We start from the raw sequence: 14,558 nt of genomic DNA on the forward strand, positions 1-14,558 counted from the left end.
ATGGAAATATTGTTTCCGGCAAGATCGTATTGTCCTGAAGCCGGCGGGCCGATCCGGTCAGCCGATGATCATCCTTTCCTCCGGCAGTTCGTAGCGGCGTGTGCGTTCCTTCAGCGCCAGCGCGGAGCCGAGCGTCACCGGGCCGATGCGGCCGACGAACATGAGCACGGTCAGCAGCAGGTGCCCGGCGGGTGTGACGGCAGCGGTGATGCCGGTGGACAGCCCGACCGTGCCGAACGCGGAGACGACCTCGAACAGCACCTGATCCAGGGTGTGCGGGGTGAGCACGAGCAGCACGTAGGTGGACACGGCGACCAGGCCCATGCTCATCGCGGCGATGGTGATCGCCTGGCGTTGCGTGGCCGACGTCAGCTGCCGGTGGCCGATGGTGACCCGCGGCTCGCCGCGCATCTCGGCCCAGACGACGAACGCCAGCACGCCGAAGGTGGTGACCTTGATGCCGCCGGCCGTGCCGGCGGTGCCTCCGCCGATGAACATCAGCACGTCGGTGACCAGCAAGCTGGAAGGGGTCATGGAAGCGATGTCGAGGCTGTTGAAGCCGGCGGTACGAGGCATCACGGCGGTGAAGAAGCCGGCCAGCACCTTGTCGTCATCGCTCAACGCCCCCAGCGTCCTGGGGTTGCTCCACTCGGCGGCCAGGAAGACCAGGGTGCCGATCAGGAGCAGGATGACGGTCATGCCGACGGTGATGCGGGTCAGAAGCGACCACCGGCCGGGGTGCCGCCACGAGCGGCGCAGCTCGAACAGCACCGGGAAGCCGAGCCCGCCCACGACGACTGCGGCGGCGATGGTCAGGCAGATCCACGGATCGGCGGCGAACCGGGTCAGACTGTCCGGCCACAGCGCGAATCCGGCGTTGTTGAAGGCCGACACGGCGTGGAAGACGCCCAGGTAGAGCGCCCGGCCGAACGGCTCGCCGTACCCGAGAAGAAACCGCAGGGTGAGGATGACGGCGACGACCGCCTCACTGAACAGGCTGAACAGCACCACGTTCCGCACGATGCGCCGCAGATCGCCGGCGGTGAGTGACTTGGTCTCGGCCTGGGCGAACAGCCGGGCGCGCAGCCCCAGCCGCCCGGAGATCAGCAGGGTGAACACGGTGGCCAGGGTCATGATGCCCAGACCGCCCACCTGGATCAGCAGGGCGATCACCGCCTCGCCGAACGCCGACCAATGTCCGCCCGTGTCGACGATCACCAGGCCGGTCACGCACACCGCCGAGGTCGCGGTGAACAGCGCAGTGATCCAGTCGGTGGGTTCCGCCGAGGCGCTGGCCAGGGGAGAGGACAACAGTACGGTGCCGACGAGCACCGCGGCCGCGAAACCAGTCGTGATCACCTGTGCCGGGTGCTGGAACCGGCCCAGCAGAGCCGCGACCGGTCCGCCGCGCCTCACCACGTTTCCCGGCGCAGGTAGCGGACCGTCCCGGATTTCCTCTCCCGTTTCGTGGTCTTCACGTTCACCGCTCCAGACTTCACCTTGAGAACAGCGGAATCACGTCGAACGCTGGGGAAGGCTCGGCCCGCATTCGTCGTGTCGCTGTGTACCTGGCCTCTATGGCGGCGATCGGGTTCGGTTCCGGACGCCAGGGGCATACCGACCAACGGAATCCCCACATCGCCGCTCCCCGACAAGCGGTGCAGGAAGGACCTTCATGATCGGCTTTATTGTCGCAGGGCTCATCATCGGCGCTCTCGCGCGGCTCATCAAGCCGGGCAAGCAGAACCTCGGCCTGCTGGCGACCCTGCTGCTGGGCCTGGTGGGCTCGTTGATCGGCGGCACCGTGGCCAGCCTGCTCGGCACCGGCGACATCTTCGAGCTCAATGTGCTCGGTTTCGTCGTGGCTGTCATCGCCGCGGTGGCCTTGGTGGGCACCGCGGAGGCCATCGTCGGCTCAAGGCGCCGGCGAGAGGTGCGATGATCGCAGCAGGCTCTCCGCCGCGTTCGGCGATCGCGCATGCGTTGCCTCGTCAACCGCCGTCGTGCGCGGAGCTTCTTCGACCGGCCTGTACGAGCGCGGCCATGATGCCGGCCCGCTCGACCCGTGGCCGGCTCAGCCGCGGCAGGCGGTCAGCGCGGCCAGGATGACCTCCACCAGCCGCGCCAGGACACCGGGATCCAGCGGCTCCGAGGGCTGCCACGGCGTCCGGGGACGCAGGTAGGCCAGGCCGATCAGGCAGTCGGTGGCCAGGTCGAGGTCGAGGTCGGCGGGCAGTTCGCCGCGGTCGACGGCGCGCTGCAGCAGCTCTGTGGCGGCGGCGCGGCGGGGCAGCTCGGCCGTGGTGTGCATGGCCGCCGCCAGTCGCGGGTTGCGGGTCGCCTCGGCGGTCAGGTCGGTGAGGATCCGCATGGCGCGGGTGTCGGCGCGCAGCGCCGAGGTGTGGCGGACGAAGCCGGCGACGTCCTCGTACAGGGTGCCCGTGTCGGGAAGGGGCACGGCCTGGTCGGCGAGTTCGGTGAGAAGGTCCAGCACCAGGGGCTCCTTGGAAGACCAGCGCCGGTAGATGGCCGCCTTGCCGACGCCGGCCCGGCGGGCGACGGCGTCCATGGACATGCGGGCGTATCCGTGGTCGGTCAGCTCCGCCAGGGCGGCCTCGATGATCGCGCCGGTGACCTCTTGGCGCAGGACGGCCGCGCCGGCGGGCCTGCGGCTGGAGTCGGACATGCGCGACATTCTCCCATGAGACGGAACGGTTGCGTTCCATTGTAGGCGGGCCGTACCGTGGAAGGGCCGGAACGGAATCGTTCCGTTCTAAGGGAGATGTCATGAACGAATCCACGGATGTCCTGGTCGTCGGCGCCGGGCCGGCCGGGCTGGCGCTGGCCTGCGGCCTGCTGCTGCACGGCGTGCGGGTGCGCGTGGTGGACCAGGCGGCGGGGCCGGCGACCACGTCGCGGGCCAACCTCCTGCACGCCAGGGGCGTCGAGGTGCTCGACCGGCTGGGCGCGCTCGGTGACCTGCCCGAACGCTCGGCCCAGGGGCTGGTGCTCACCACCTACATCGGGGGCCGGCCGGTGATGCGGATCCGCTTCGGCGACCCGATCCTCGGCACTCCCCGGCCCGCGCTGGTGCTGCCCCAGACCGAGATCGAGGCCGCGCTCCGCCGCCGGTTCGCCGAGCTGGGCGGCGGCGTGGAATGGGGGACCGGACTGGTCGACGCACGCCAGGACGGGGACGGCGTCACGGCCGTGCTCGGCGGCGGGCGGACCGTACGCGCGAGCTGGCTGGCCGGCTGCGACGGCGCGCACAGCACGGTACGCAAGCTGGCCGGCATCGGATTTCCCGGCGCGCCCCTGACCGACCAGTGGCTGCTGGCCGACGGTCACGCCGGCTTCGGCCTCGGCCGCGAGGGCGGGCACGGCTGGGCTCATCCCGACGGGCCGCTGTTCGTCATGCCGATGCCCTCGCCCGGCGGCACGGGCGACGACCTGTGGCGGCTGATGGCCTACCTGCCGGGCGCCACCGACGAGAAGCTGGACGAGGCCGAGATCCTGGAGGCGTTCCGGCGCGTCGTGGGCGAGCGCGCGGGGCTCGCGGGTGAACAGCTCAAGGACCTCGTCTGGGCCTCGATGTTCCGGGTCCACCGGCGGCTGGCGACCGGCTACCGGCAAGGGCGCGTCCTGCTGGCCGGTGACGCGGCCCACATCCACAGCCCGATGGGCGGCCAGGGCATGGTCACCGGGATGGGCGACGCCGAGAACCTCGCCTGGAAGCTCGCGCTGGTCGTCCACGGCCGCGCCGGCCACCGGCTGCTGGACACCTACCAGGCCGAGCGCCGCCCGCTCGCCGCCGAGGTGCTCCGCTCCACCAGCGCGACCGCCCGGTTGCAGATCGGCGACAGCCCGCTGCTGCGTCTGCTGATCAGGTGGGTGCTGGTGCCCCTGTTCAACCGGCCGGCGGTGCAGCGCCGGGGAACCATGGCCGCCTCCCAGCTCGGGGTGACCTACCGTCGCGGCCCGCTGGCCGGTCGCGGATCGCGGCTGGGACGCCGGCCGCGGCCGGGTGACCGGGTCGCCGATCTCGCGTGCGCCGGCACGCGGCTGCACGCCGAGCTGGGCGGGCGCTGGGCTCTGCTGGCCACCGGCCCGGGCGCGCGGCTCTGCGAACCACAGGTGAGCGACTCGCTGGGTGACCGCGTCGTCACTCTCACACCGGACGGCTGGCGCGATGACGAGGTGTGGCTGGTGCGCCCGGACGCCCATCTGGCCTGGCGCGGCCGTCCCGGCTCGGACGGCCTCGGACGCTGGCTGCGGCGCGCGTCGATACACCCCGAGCCATAGGTCGTCGCCGTGGTGCCGCCGAAGACATCGCGCGGTTGTCGCGGATCGTGGCGAGGCGTTCCTGGCGGCAGGCCGAGGCTGGGCGCTCGCGCCGGCCGGCGGGCTTATGTCAGGCGCTCTGCTGGTGCCAGCGGTGCAGCAGGGCGGGGAGCTCGCCGAGCAGGAACGCGTAGAAGTCGCGCATCTGGGTCAGGCGCTGATGGGCGGGGTTGCCGCTTTCTGTGGCGGCGATCCCGGCGGCCGCGGCCTGGAGCATGGCCTGAATGACGGTGTTCTGGCTGGTGAACAGGGTGGCCCAGGCGTCGTCGCGGAGCCGGTAGTGCTCGCGGCGGCTGCCCGGCGCGGGCAGGCGTTCGATCAGGCCGACCGTCAGCAGGGATTTGATCGCGCCGGAGACCGAGCCCGCGCTGGCCTCCAGCCGGTCGGCGATCTCGCCGGCGGTGACGCTTTCCTGGTCGGTGAACAGGAAGACCGCGAGGGTGCGCGCGGACATGCGTTGCATCCCGCCTTCGATCAGGGTCAGGGCCAGCCGTTCGGCCGCCTGCCACTGCTCATGCCTGTCGTTCACGTGTGCCTCCTTGCGGAAGCAGGATATCGAACACACCATGTCTTCGGAAATTTCTGAAAAGTCGGTATAGTGTTGGCATCGGCCTCCGCGGGAGGTTCGATGGTGTGCCGGGAAGCCTGGTCGGCGATGTGACATCCAATTCCACGTCGATAGGGAGTTGACCGGCTATGACCCTGCTCAGTCGTGTGTACGGCGTGCGGCCCACCCTGCGTCACCGGGTGCGGGTGCGGCGGAACGTGGAGATCCCGGCCGCCGACGGTGTGCGGCTGCTCGCCACGCACTACTATCCGGCCGGTCAGCGCCAGGCTCCCTTGGTGCTGCTGCGCGGCCCGTACGGCCGCGGCAACGTCCTGGACCGGCTTCCTGCGCTGCTGGCCGAGCGTGGTTACCAGGTGCTGTTCCAGAGCCTGCGCGGCACGGCCGGTTCCGGCGGCCGCTTCGACGGCTTCGTCATCGACCCGGCCGACGGCGACGGCACGCTGAGCTGGCTGCGCGCCCAGCCGTGGTTCGGCGGCCAACTGGCCACCTGGGGCGCCAGCTACCTCGGCTTCACGCAGTGGGAACTGGCCGCCCGCGACATCCCGGAGTGGAAGATCGCGCTCATCCAGGACGCGCCGTCGTCGTTGGCCGAAGGCTTCATGTACCCCGGCGGGGCCTTCGCGACCGGGAACGCGCTGGGCTGGGTGCAGCTGGTGGAGCGGATGTTCACCGGCGGCTACCGCATCGCCCGCCAGATGGCCGGCATGGTGGGCGCCGCCCGGCGGCTGTCGAAGGCCACGCTCGCCCTCCCGTTGCAGGAGGCCGACCAGGCCCTGACCGGGCACCCCGTGCCATGGTTCCGGGACTGGGTCCGGCACGAGGCGAGCCAGGAGTACTGGGCGAGCACCGACCACCGCGCCAACACCCCGCGCATGCCGCCGGTGGTGCACTTGCAGGGCGGCTGGCACGACTGCTTCCTGCCGGGGATGCTGGCGGACTACGCCGCCCTGGTGGCCGCCGGGCGCCAGGTGCGGCTCCTGGTCGGCCCATGGGGGCACGGCCGCGGGCTCTACACGCGCCAGGGGCTGGCCGACGCACTGGCCTCGCTGGACGCCGTGCTGCTCGGACGGCAGGCGCCCACCGGTGTACGCCTGTTCGTCACCGGGGCGGACCACTGGCGCGACCTGGCCGCGTGGCCGCCCCCGCACGAGCCGACCCCCTGGTTCCTGCATCCAGCCGGTGGGCTCAGCCGTACCCCGCACGAGGGTCAGGCCGCACCCAGCCGCTACCGCTACGACCCCGCCGACCCGACCCCGACCATCGGCGGCACGCAGGCGGGCATGTCGGTCGGGACGCAGGACAACCGCGCCGTCGAGGCCAGAGCCGACGTGCTGACCTTCACGACCGCGCCCCTGCCCGACCACGTCGAGGCCGTCGGCCCGGTCCGCGTGCGGTTGCACGCGCGCTCGGCCAACCCGAACGTCGACTACTTCGCCCGCCTGTGTGACGTGGACGAGCGCGGCCGGTCGATGAACGTGTGCGACGGGATCGTGCGCCTGCGCGAGCCGGGCGACATCCGTACGGTCGAGGTCACCCTGTGGCCGATGGCCCACCGGTTCCAGCGCGGCCATCGCATCCGGCTGCAGGTCTCCAGCGGCGCACACCCGCGCTTCGGCCGGAACCCCGGCATCGGCGAGCCGCTCGCGACCGGGACGGGCCTGCGCGCGTCCGAGCACGAGATCTTCCACGACCACCTGCGCCCATCAGCCCTTTTCCTGCCCCTCACCCCAGGAGCGTCATGAAACTGCTTGTTCTCGGCGGCACCCACCACGTGGGCCGCGCCGTCGTGGAGACGGCACTGGAGCGCGGTGACGATGTGAGCACGCTCAACCGCGGCCTCAGCCGTGACCCCGCGCCCGGCGTGCGGGCGCTGCTCGCCGACCGCACCGACCCCGAGGCTGTCCGGCGGGCGCTGGGCGGCCAGGAGTGGGACGCGGTCATCGACACCTGGGCCTGGGCGCCCAGAGTGGTGCGCGACACCGCCCGCCTGCTGTCCGGCAGGGCAGGGCACTACGGTTACGTCTCCAGTCGCGGCGTGCACCGCTGGCCCTGGCCCGCGGGCGCCGACGAGCAGGCGCCCCTGGTCGACGGCGACCCCGCCGGCACCGACGATGCCGACTACGCCGCGGCCAAGCGCGGCGGCGAACTCGCCGTCCTCGAATCCTTCCCCGAGACGGCGCTGCTGGCCAGAGCCGGGATGATCCTCGGCCCGTACGAGGACGTCGGCCGCATCCCGTGGTGGCTGCGCCGCCTGGAGAAGGGCGGCAAGGTCCTCGCGCCCGCCCCCGCCCGGACGCCCCTGCAGTACATCGACGTCCGGGACCTGGCCACCTGGCTGCTCCAGTCCGCCGAATGCGGCCTGAGCGGCGCCTTCACCGCGACCGGCCCGCCAGGCGCGATCACCCTCGGCGACCTGCTCACCACGGCCCTGGACGTCACCGGGTTCGACACCGAGCTCGTGTGGGCGGAGCCGGACCTGCTCCTGCGGCACGGCCTGCCGCTCGGCATGGAGTTCGGGCTACGGCTGCCCGACGGCAGCGTGCCGAGCGGCATGCACGACGCCGACGTCAGCGCTGCCCTGGCCGAAGGCCTCACCACCCGCCCCTTGCGCGAGACCCTCGCCGACACCTGGACCTGGCTGCGGGCCGAAGGCGATCCGGCACCCCGCGCGGACGCCCCTTCCCCCGACACCTGGCTGGACGCCACCGCCGAACAGCGGCTACTCGACCATCTCGCCTCCTGAGGAAGCACACCTTTCATGCGCGCCATCATCATCGGAGCCGGCATCGCCGGCCTGGCCACTGCTCTGCGCCTGCACCAGATCGGCTGGGACACCCTCATCGTCGAACGCGCTCCCGCCCGCCGCGGCGGGGGCTACGCCGTCACCTTCGGCGGCATCGGCTACGACGCCGCCGAACGCATGGGCATCCTGCCCGGTCTGCTCGACAAGGGCTTCATCACCGACGAACTCGTCTACCACAAGCCGAACGGCGACCGCCGCTTCTCCCTCGACCGTGCCACCATCGCCGCCACCACCGGCCGCCGCTCGATCACCATCCTGCGCGGCGACCTCGAAGCCGTCCTGTACGAGAAGGTCGAGGGCGGTGAGGGTGGCGCCGAAATCCGCTTCGGCGCCACCCTCACCGCCGTCGACCAGGACGAGCACACCGTACGCGTGACCTTGACCGACGGCACAGAGGAGGAAGGCGATCTGCTGATCGGCGCGGACGGCCTGCACTCGGCCACCCGCGCCCTGCTGTTCGGCCCGGAAGAGGACTTCCTGCTCGACCTGGAGCACAAGGTCGCCGTCTACATGCTCGACAAGCGCCCTGCCTCCATCGCCACCGGCGCCACCGGCACCCTGTCCTCCGGCGGCCGCACCGCCGCGGTCATCAGCATCCCCGACGGCCGCAACGTCGCCTTCTTCGGCTACCGCGCCGACCACGCCCGCCCCGGCGAGGACGTGACCACCGAACTGCGGCGCGTCTACGGCGACCTCGGCTGGGTCATCCCCGAAGCCCTGGCCGGACTTCAGCGGGCCGAGTCGGTCTACTTCGACACCATCAGCCAGGTCGTCGCGCCGTCCTGGAGCAAAGGCCGGGTGGTCCTGCTCGGCGACGCCGCCTGGTGCGTCACCCTGTTCGCCGGATACGGCTCCTCCCTGGCCGTCGGCGGCGCCGACCGCCTCGGCACCGAACTGGCGGCCCACCCCGGCGACGTCCCCGCCGCGCTGGCCGCGTGGGAGGGCGTCATCCGGCCCGAAGCCGAGCGCAAGCAGAAGCTCGGCCGCCGCGTCAAAGGCGTCTACGCCCCGACCAGCCCGCTGCTGCTGTGGCTGAGCTTGCTGCCCCTGCGGCTGGCCTCCCTGCCCCTGGTCCGCCGCTACATGATCCGGCGCTTCATCGAAGGCTGACCATCGGTCCATCTGGCCAACGGAAGATCACACCGCTTGCGGCCGGCGTTCGCGTGGGACCGCTCGTCTCAAGGCCGGGGCCAAGCCGGCGGAGGCGGTGAACTGACGGCCGGTATCGCCGCGTCCATGGTGTCGAAGATCGGCAGGTGAGCTTCCAGGCCAGTGATGCGCAGCCATCGTGTGACCGGTGCGCCGGGATGCAGGAAGGCCATGGCCACACCTGCTCGCTGCAGGCGTTGGTGGGCTGTGATCAGGCTGGCAAGCCCGGAGGAGTCGAGGAAGGCCAGAGCCGACAGATCGATCAGCACCGGCATCTTCGCGTCGGTTGCCAGGTGCGCGTCCAGCCACGATCGCCATCTGGTCATGTTGTCCCAGCTCAAGTCTCCGGCGAGCCTGACGACGAGCACGCCGTGCTCTTCGGCGACGCCCACGATGAGCGCGCTGTCGTTCATGCCGAATCCTCGCGTCGGCCGCCCGGCGGACGCGAAACGTCCTGTGAGGGCCCGGCGGAACACCGGACGACACCGCGGCTTCCTGATGGCGATACGGGCGGGTGGAGCCTGCTCGGATGGGCCGCCGCCGGCGGCAGAGCATCCACAGGGATCCCGGGGAAGGGGATGAACCAATCCCGTGCGCGCATATCGAGGACCTCTGATTTCGGTCGGCGACAACAATTGCCGACCAGGCTTCCCGGCGCACCAATTGTGAGCGTAGCAAACGGTTACAGTCGGCAGAAGTGATGCCGTTATCGGACCAGTGGTGTCATCAAGCTCCACCCGCGAGCGGCTCAGGTGCGCTTTCGCAGGGTGTCGAGGAGCGCGGGCAGGAGGGTCGCGTCCTCGTGCGGGCCGAGATGACCCACGCCCGGCACATTCACCACGTTGGTATCCAGCAGGGCGAGCGCAGGCCCGTGAAGGCGGGCGGGCGGATAGAAACAATCCTCCTGACCGGTGGCCACCACCACGGGGGTGCCCCGCCAGCGGCTCACGAGGGGCGCGGGGAGCGGCGACGGAGCCAAGCTGGTACGACTGTGCCGGGCGACCAGGGTCATCCACTCCGCCAGCCGGTGATCCGAGCCGTCCGTCTCGTGCGCTCGGCCGCTCATGTGACGCAGCAGCGCCTGACTGCGCTCGACGGTCGGAACGGTCAGCCAGGGCAGCGTGACCCTGATCAGCGCGGGAGTCAGGCGGGCCCGGCTCAGACCGGCCGCGGACACCAGTAGCAGGCCGCTGATGTGCGGCCCCGGGTGCGCCGCCAGGGCTACCGCCGCTCCCAGCGAGTGACCCACGACCACGACGGGTCCGCTGTCCAACTGGTCGACTATCTCTCCGACCCAGCGGCCGTAGCCGGCCAGGCGTCCCCGCCCGGGTCGACGTGCCGTGCTCAGGCCCGGCTGGCCCGGCAGGTCCACCATGATCACCTGGTGGCCGGGGAGCAGAGCCTCGGCCACCTCCAGCGAGGTCGCGGCACAGAAATTGGTGCCCGGCAGCAACACCACGCCGCGGCCCTGGCCGGCGCTGACGACCGCCGTGGTGCCCAAACTGGTCTCCAGGGTGTCGAGCCGGTGTCGCACTGTCCAAGAGCGCAGCCGGTCACGGCACCAGTCGCGCACTTCCCGCTCGCCCGCGGGTGAGGTGTAAATGGTGGGGGAGGCCACAGAGGGAGCCCTTCCTCGCAGGTGGGTCGATCATCTGCCGACCAGGCTTCCCGGCTCACCAACCCCGAGCCTCTCGTGAGCGAGGCCAAGGCACGATGTCACCCTGGCAAAGATCCACGCCACCCGCAACAAGCATGCTGTTAGTTGCGAGATTGATCCGAACAAGTGGACCATGAGGGGAAACAGCCAGGGCTGGTGGAGCGGTTCCGGGTGCGCGGCGAGCGGCGCGACCGCTACCGGCTCGCCGAGGACGTCTTCGCCCGCGCGTTCCGCGCCAAGATGGCCGGGGTCGCGAGCTTCCACGCGCTGGCGGAGCAAGGGCTCGAAGCGGTGGGCGGCGACCCTGAACGGCGCCGGCGGCTGGAACTCATGCGCGACATGGCCGCAGGCCGCAGGGCACCGGCCGCAGCATCGTCGACGCCGAGGCCATCACCGACGCAGGCCTGCGACGCCGGCCGTTCGACCACGGCCTCCGCCACGGCCGATCCAGGCGACCGGTTGCGAGGTCGGCGCGAACCCAAGAACAAGCGTCACCAGCGCCACGCGAGTCATCCGTCCGACGGAGGGACGGTGACACGTTGGACATCACGGTGGGCAGCGCGGCGGTTGGCGTGCAGGCTCGTGATCGTGACGGTCGTCAGGGCCACGACGATGACGCCGAGTGAGACCAGGGTGGGGATGTCCGGGACTGCGGGCCAGACGCTGTGCGCCCAGTTCAGGACGAGTTTGACGCCGATGAACCCCAGGATGACGCTGAGCCCGTGATTGAGGTGCCGCAGCTTCTCCAGCACGCCCAGCAGCACGAAGTACAGCGCCCGCAGGCCCAGCAGGGCGAAGGCGTTGGTGACGAAGACGAGGAACGGGTCTTCGGTGACGCCGTACACCGCGGGCACCGAGTCGACCGCGAAGACGATGTCGGTTGCGAAGACGGCCACGATGGCAAGCGCCAGCGGCGTCAGGGCCAACCGGCCGCCCTGGCGGACCATCAGGCGCGAGCCGCGGTAGTCGGCGGTGACCGGCATGAAGCGCCGCAGCACATGGATGGTGCGCATGGAGGAGATGTCGACCTGCTGCTGAGTGCCGTGCAGCGCGTCTCTGAGGATCTTCCCTGCGGTGATGATCAGGATCACGCCGAACAGCAGGAACGCCCAGGTGCCGCTGGCCAGCGCGGCCGCGCCCAGGGCGATGAAGATCGCGCGCAGCGCCAATGCCCCGATGATCCCGTACAGCAGGACCCGCTGGGCCAGCTCACCGGGCACCGCGAAGGCCGACAGCAGCAGCATGAACACGAAGAGGTTGTCCACCGACAACGACTTCTCCACCAGGTAACCGGTGTAGAAGCCCACCGAGGCCTGCAGCCCGAACGCGCGCCACACGTAGACGCCGAACAGCAGGGGCAGCGTCAGGTAGAAGACCGACCAGCCGACCGCCTCACGCATCCGTACCTCGTGCGGGCGCCGGGTCAGCACGAAATCCGCGCCCAGCAGCAGCGCAAGGCCGCCAACGGTGGTCGCCCACAGCTGCGGCGAGCCGATCGATTCCAGAGGGGCAGCCGTCATCAGCCCTATGGGGACGGGCATGGAACCTCCTCGGACCGGCCGGGCCTTTCGAGGTCTCCTTCGCCCACGACCGTGCGGGCGGCCGCCCGGGGACGAAGTCACGCCCGTACTGACCGGGCCGGCTCTTGGGAAGTACTCCCCTCGCCCTTCCAGGCTAGGCACACCGGTCCGGTCTGTTCCACTTCGGCGGCTCCCGCGTTGATCGTCAAGCGTTTGACCGGCGCCGCAAGCTGGGCCGATAGTGGAAGAAAGGGGAGTACCCGCCGTCGGACATCCCGGTCGTCATCACGGTCTGCACGCCTGGACAGGCCCGGCGGGATGGCCCTCCGGCCGCAGCCTGGCCGACGCGGCTGCAGAGGCGGAGGGTGCGGGAAGACCTTCGTCCTCGTGGCGACACCTCCAGGCGAGGCCCAAGAGGAGTCCTCATGTCGATCACCGTGCTGCTGGAGATCCTGGCGGGCGTCCTGCTGATCTTCTCTGCGCTCGTGGCTGCCGCTGCGCTCTGGGTTCCACCGCCGCGGTCCCGCGCCGCCGTTCGCCGCCGTGCCGCCTCTCGCACCCCGCCTGTCGAGGACCGCCCGGAGCGGCCGGGGGGCGCCGCTATGACGGGTAGCGGCACGTACCCTCAGTACGAGGCGCGACCAAACTTGGCTACGAGGTGTCGACACTGATCGCCGCCCGGAGTGCGGCGAGGACATCACCTCAGCGGTGGATCAGCGCACCGTTGCAGTACGTCTCTCAGGCTGCGGATCACTGCGCACCCCACCGCTTCACCAGGTGACGTGGAGAGCCTTCGGGCCGGCGTCGACCCCGTCGCGGACCCACTCGACGCTCTCGGCCGGGCCTGCCAGGCGCAACCCGGGCAGTTGCCGGGCCAGCGCTCCGATCACGGCCGCGACCTCGAGGCGGGCCAGTGGCGCGCCGAGGCAGTAGTGCACGCCGTGCCCGAACACCAGTGACGGGCTCGATGTCCGGTCCGGTACGAAGGCGTCGGGATCGGCGAAGTGCCGGGGATCGCGGTGTGCGGCCTCGAGGCGTACCAGCACCAGGTCACCGGCTCGGATCCGGGTCCCGGCCAGCTCGACGTCGGTCTGGGCGAAGCGGGGGAAGGGCTCGCCTGTCTGTCCGGACTGCAGGCGCAGCACCTCCTCGACGGTCGCGCCCAGCCGCTCGGAGGCCGTGGCCAGGCGTCCCTCGCGCAGCAGCCTGAGCACGGCCGCGGAGATGGCGTTGCGGGCCGACAGGTATCCGGCGGAGACGATGGTGGCGGTCATGGCGACGAGCTCGCTGTCGCTGAGCCTGCCGTCCTCGGCGTCCCGTACGGTGATCAGGGAGCTGAGCAGGTCATCGCCGAGGTCCTCGCGCCTCGCCTCGACCAGGGTCGCGGCGTACGCCGACAGGCTCTCCCACGCCTGCGCGCCCTGGGCCATCTCCTCCTCGCCGCCGAAGACGAAGTCGACGCCGCCGGCGGCACCGGCGACGGCCTGGAAGTGCTCGCGGTCGGCGATCTCCACCCCGAGCAGCTCGCTGATCGCCGCGATGGACACGGGCCCCGCCACGTCCGCGACGAGTTCGGCGGGCGGCCCGCCCCGGGCGATCGCGGCCACGTGGTCGTCCGCGAGCCGCTCGATCCGATCACGCAGCGCCTCGATCCCGCGCGGCCCGAACGCCTTCGACACCAGCCGCCTCAGCCGCCCGTGCGCCTCGCCGTCCTGGAAGAGCGTGTCGTTCCCGGGATGCGCGGTCCCGGGAGGGGCGAGCCCGAACCTCTGGTCCGCCAGGACGGCGGCGACGGCGTCGTAGGAGGTGACGAGCCAGGCGGGGCCGCCGCTGGGTGTCTTCACCTGGGCGATGGGGGTGGTCTCGCGCATGGCCGCGTACTCGGGAGGGGGTGTGAAGGGGTCGGGGCGGTCGTACGGGAGGGTCATCGCCTTCGGCGCCTTTCTTCGACGGGCAGCGGGTGTTCGCTCGCCTGGTGCCAGTCAAGATGTTGACGTCGCGGCAAGGTCAAGCCGATGGGATTCCGGGCTCTCCTGACGAACCCGCCACAGGCGCCGAATCACCGCGATCACGGCGATGACGGCGTTGCTGGCCGTAGGCTTGATCGGCTTCTTCGCCGACCCGCTGCACCTGCCGTCGGGCGTCCTGGGGGTGTTGGATCAGCGGGCGAGCGTGATCAGCATGTTCGTCGGTGCGGTCGGCGAGCCTCTCACCGGCCACGCGTTTCCTGTGTGCGCTGTGGCGTTCCACCCCGACGGTGATCTCTTGGCTGCCGTCGCCCACCACACGATCCGGCTGTACAGCCCCGCGCCGTCCCACGACTGAACAACCAGGAGCACCGGTGGGGGCGTCACCAAAATGCGGCTCGGCCGTCACGGAACCGGGGGGCGATCCCGGCGTCGAGCAGCATGAGCACCCCCGGCGTGTCACCGTGCTGGGCGCGGGCGTACAGCTCCCGCCGCGGCAGCCGAGCGGCCCGTTGAAACTGCACATACCGTGCCTCTTCTCGTGTGCGCCTCC

Annotated in this window: 14 protein-coding genes; 6 read left to right on the forward strand and 8 right to left on the reverse strand. The window is 71.0% G+C overall.

What is annotated here, in order from left to right:
- Positions 1-57: 57 nt before the first annotated feature.
- A complete protein-coding gene (locus tag AB0K05_RS08550; RefSeq protein ID WP_364227893.1) occupies positions 58-1,419 on the reverse strand; it encodes a potassium transporter TrkG in 1,362 nt (453 codons plus the stop codon).
- 256 nt (positions 1,420-1,675) lie between these two features.
- On the opposite strand from AB0K05_RS08550, the gene AB0K05_RS08555 reads away from it, so the two are divergent.
- Entirely contained in the window at positions 1,676-1,942 is a 267-nt protein-coding gene (locus AB0K05_RS08555; RefSeq protein WP_148032218.1) for a hypothetical protein, read from the forward strand.
- A gap of 132 nt (positions 1,943-2,074) precedes the next feature.
- Here the strand turns inward: AB0K05_RS08555 and AB0K05_RS08560 are convergent, their stop codons facing one another.
- Entirely contained in the window at positions 2,075-2,686 is a 612-nt protein-coding gene (locus tag AB0K05_RS08560; protein ID WP_364227896.1) for a TetR/AcrR family transcriptional regulator, read from the reverse strand.
- Positions 2,687-2,787: 101 nt separating this feature from the next.
- On the opposite strand from AB0K05_RS08560, the gene AB0K05_RS08565 reads away from it, so the two are divergent.
- A complete protein-coding gene (locus tag AB0K05_RS08565; protein WP_148032216.1) occupies positions 2,788-4,302 on the forward strand; it encodes an FAD-dependent monooxygenase in 1,515 nt (504 codons plus the stop codon).
- A 109-nt stretch (positions 4,303-4,411) separates the two neighbouring features.
- Here the strand turns inward: AB0K05_RS08565 and AB0K05_RS08570 are convergent, their stop codons facing one another.
- Complete coding sequence (locus AB0K05_RS08570; protein ID WP_219548801.1) at positions 4,412-4,870, reverse strand: helix-turn-helix domain-containing protein; 459 nt, start codon at positions 4,868-4,870, stop codon at positions 4,412-4,414.
- 167 nt (positions 4,871-5,037) lie between these two features.
- On the opposite strand from AB0K05_RS08570, the gene AB0K05_RS08575 reads away from it, so the two are divergent.
- From AB0K05_RS08575 to AB0K05_RS08585, 3 genes are read left to right on the forward strand one after another with little or no spacing between them, the layout of a single operon-like run.
- The gene (locus tag AB0K05_RS08575; RefSeq protein WP_364227901.1) at positions 5,038-6,651 is read left to right on the forward strand and encodes a CocE/NonD family hydrolase; all 1,614 of its coding nucleotides are present in this window, start codon (positions 5,038-5,040) and stop codon (positions 6,649-6,651) included.
- Complete coding sequence (locus AB0K05_RS08580; RefSeq protein ID WP_364227904.1) at positions 6,648-7,652, forward strand: reductase; 1,005 nt, start codon at positions 6,648-6,650, stop codon at positions 7,650-7,652. Before AB0K05_RS08575 ends, AB0K05_RS08580 begins: the two co-directional genes overlap by 4 nt.
- Before the next feature lie 15 nt (positions 7,653-7,667).
- Positions 7,668-8,822 (forward strand): FAD-dependent monooxygenase, encoded by a 1,155-nt coding sequence (locus AB0K05_RS08585; protein WP_364227907.1) that lies wholly within the window; start codon positions 7,668-7,670, stop codon positions 8,820-8,822.
- Between the two features lie 68 nt (positions 8,823-8,890).
- Here AB0K05_RS08585 and AB0K05_RS08590 read toward each other — a convergent pair whose 3' ends face one another.
- From AB0K05_RS08590 to AB0K05_RS08605, 4 genes are all read right to left on the reverse strand, one after another.
- Entirely contained in the window at positions 8,891-9,274 is a 384-nt protein-coding gene (locus AB0K05_RS08590) for an STAS domain-containing protein (RefSeq protein ID WP_364227910.1), read from the reverse strand.
- Between the two features lie 335 nt (positions 9,275-9,609).
- On the reverse strand, positions 9,610-10,395 hold the full coding sequence (locus AB0K05_RS08595; protein WP_364227913.1) for an alpha/beta hydrolase: 786 nt from the start codon (positions 10,393-10,395) through the stop codon (positions 9,610-9,612).
- A gap of 632 nt (positions 10,396-11,027) precedes the next feature.
- On the reverse strand, positions 11,028-12,059 hold the full coding sequence (locus AB0K05_RS08600) for a TerC/Alx family metal homeostasis membrane protein (protein ID WP_364227916.1): 1,032 nt from the start codon (positions 12,057-12,059) through the stop codon (positions 11,028-11,030).
- A gap of 749 nt (positions 12,060-12,808) precedes the next feature.
- Positions 12,809-13,966, reverse strand: coding sequence for a cytochrome P450 (locus AB0K05_RS08605; RefSeq protein ID WP_364227919.1), 1,158 nt, complete (start codon positions 13,964-13,966; stop codon positions 12,809-12,811).
- A gap of 148 nt (positions 13,967-14,114) precedes the next feature.
- Between AB0K05_RS08605 and AB0K05_RS08610 the strand changes: the two genes are divergently transcribed.
- On the forward strand, positions 14,115-14,363 hold the full coding sequence (locus AB0K05_RS08610) for a WD40 repeat domain-containing protein (RefSeq protein WP_364227922.1): 249 nt from the start codon (positions 14,115-14,117) through the stop codon (positions 14,361-14,363).
- Between the two features lie 25 nt (positions 14,364-14,388).
- On the opposite strand, the gene AB0K05_RS08615 is transcribed toward AB0K05_RS08610, so the two are convergent.
- Positions 14,389-14,529: a hypothetical protein gene (locus tag AB0K05_RS08615; protein ID WP_364227925.1), complete on the reverse strand. Its 141-nt coding sequence runs from the start codon at positions 14,527-14,529 to the stop codon at positions 14,389-14,391.
- Between the last annotated feature and the right edge of the window lie 29 nt (positions 14,530-14,558).

This window comes from Nonomuraea sp. NPDC049486 (assembly GCF_040676925.1).
GTDB classification, from domain to species: domain Bacteria; phylum Actinomycetota; class Actinomycetes; order Streptosporangiales; family Streptosporangiaceae; genus Nonomuraea; species Nonomuraea ferruginea.

What these genes read in the sequence shown, in the direction of transcription:
- AB0K05_RS08555 (WP_148032218.1), top strand. Translation starts at nt 1,676, where the DNA reads ATGATCGGCTTTATTGTCGCAGGGCTCATCATCGGCGCTCTCGCGCGG.
- AB0K05_RS08560 (WP_364227896.1), bottom strand. Translation starts at nt 2,686, where the DNA reads ATGTCCGACTCCAGCCGCAGGCCCGCCGGCGCGGCCGTCCTGCGCCAA.
- AB0K05_RS08565 (WP_148032216.1), top strand. Translation starts at nt 2,788, where the DNA reads ATGAACGAATCCACGGATGTCCTGGTCGTCGGCGCCGGGCCGGCCGGG.
- AB0K05_RS08575 (WP_364227901.1), top strand. Translation starts at nt 5,038, where the DNA reads ATGACCCTGCTCAGTCGTGTGTACGGCGTGCGGCCCACCCTGCGTCAC.
- AB0K05_RS08580 (WP_364227904.1), top strand. Translation starts at nt 6,648, where the DNA reads ATGAAACTGCTTGTTCTCGGCGGCACCCACCACGTGGGCCGCGCCGTC.
- AB0K05_RS08585 (WP_364227907.1), top strand. Translation starts at nt 7,668, where the DNA reads ATGCGCGCCATCATCATCGGAGCCGGCATCGCCGGCCTGGCCACTGCT.
- AB0K05_RS08590 (WP_364227910.1), bottom strand. Translation starts at nt 9,274, where the DNA reads ATGAACGACAGCGCGCTCATCGTGGGCGTCGCCGAAGAGCACGGCGTG.
- AB0K05_RS08600 (WP_364227916.1), bottom strand. Translation starts at nt 12,059, where the DNA reads ATGCCCGTCCCCATAGGGCTGATGACGGCTGCCCCTCTGGAATCGATC.
- AB0K05_RS08605 (WP_364227919.1), bottom strand. Translation starts at nt 13,966, where the DNA reads ATGACCCTCCCGTACGACCGCCCCGACCCCTTCACACCCCCTCCCGAG.
- AB0K05_RS08610 (WP_364227922.1), top strand. Translation starts at nt 14,115, where the DNA reads ATGACGGCGTTGCTGGCCGTAGGCTTGATCGGCTTCTTCGCCGACCCG.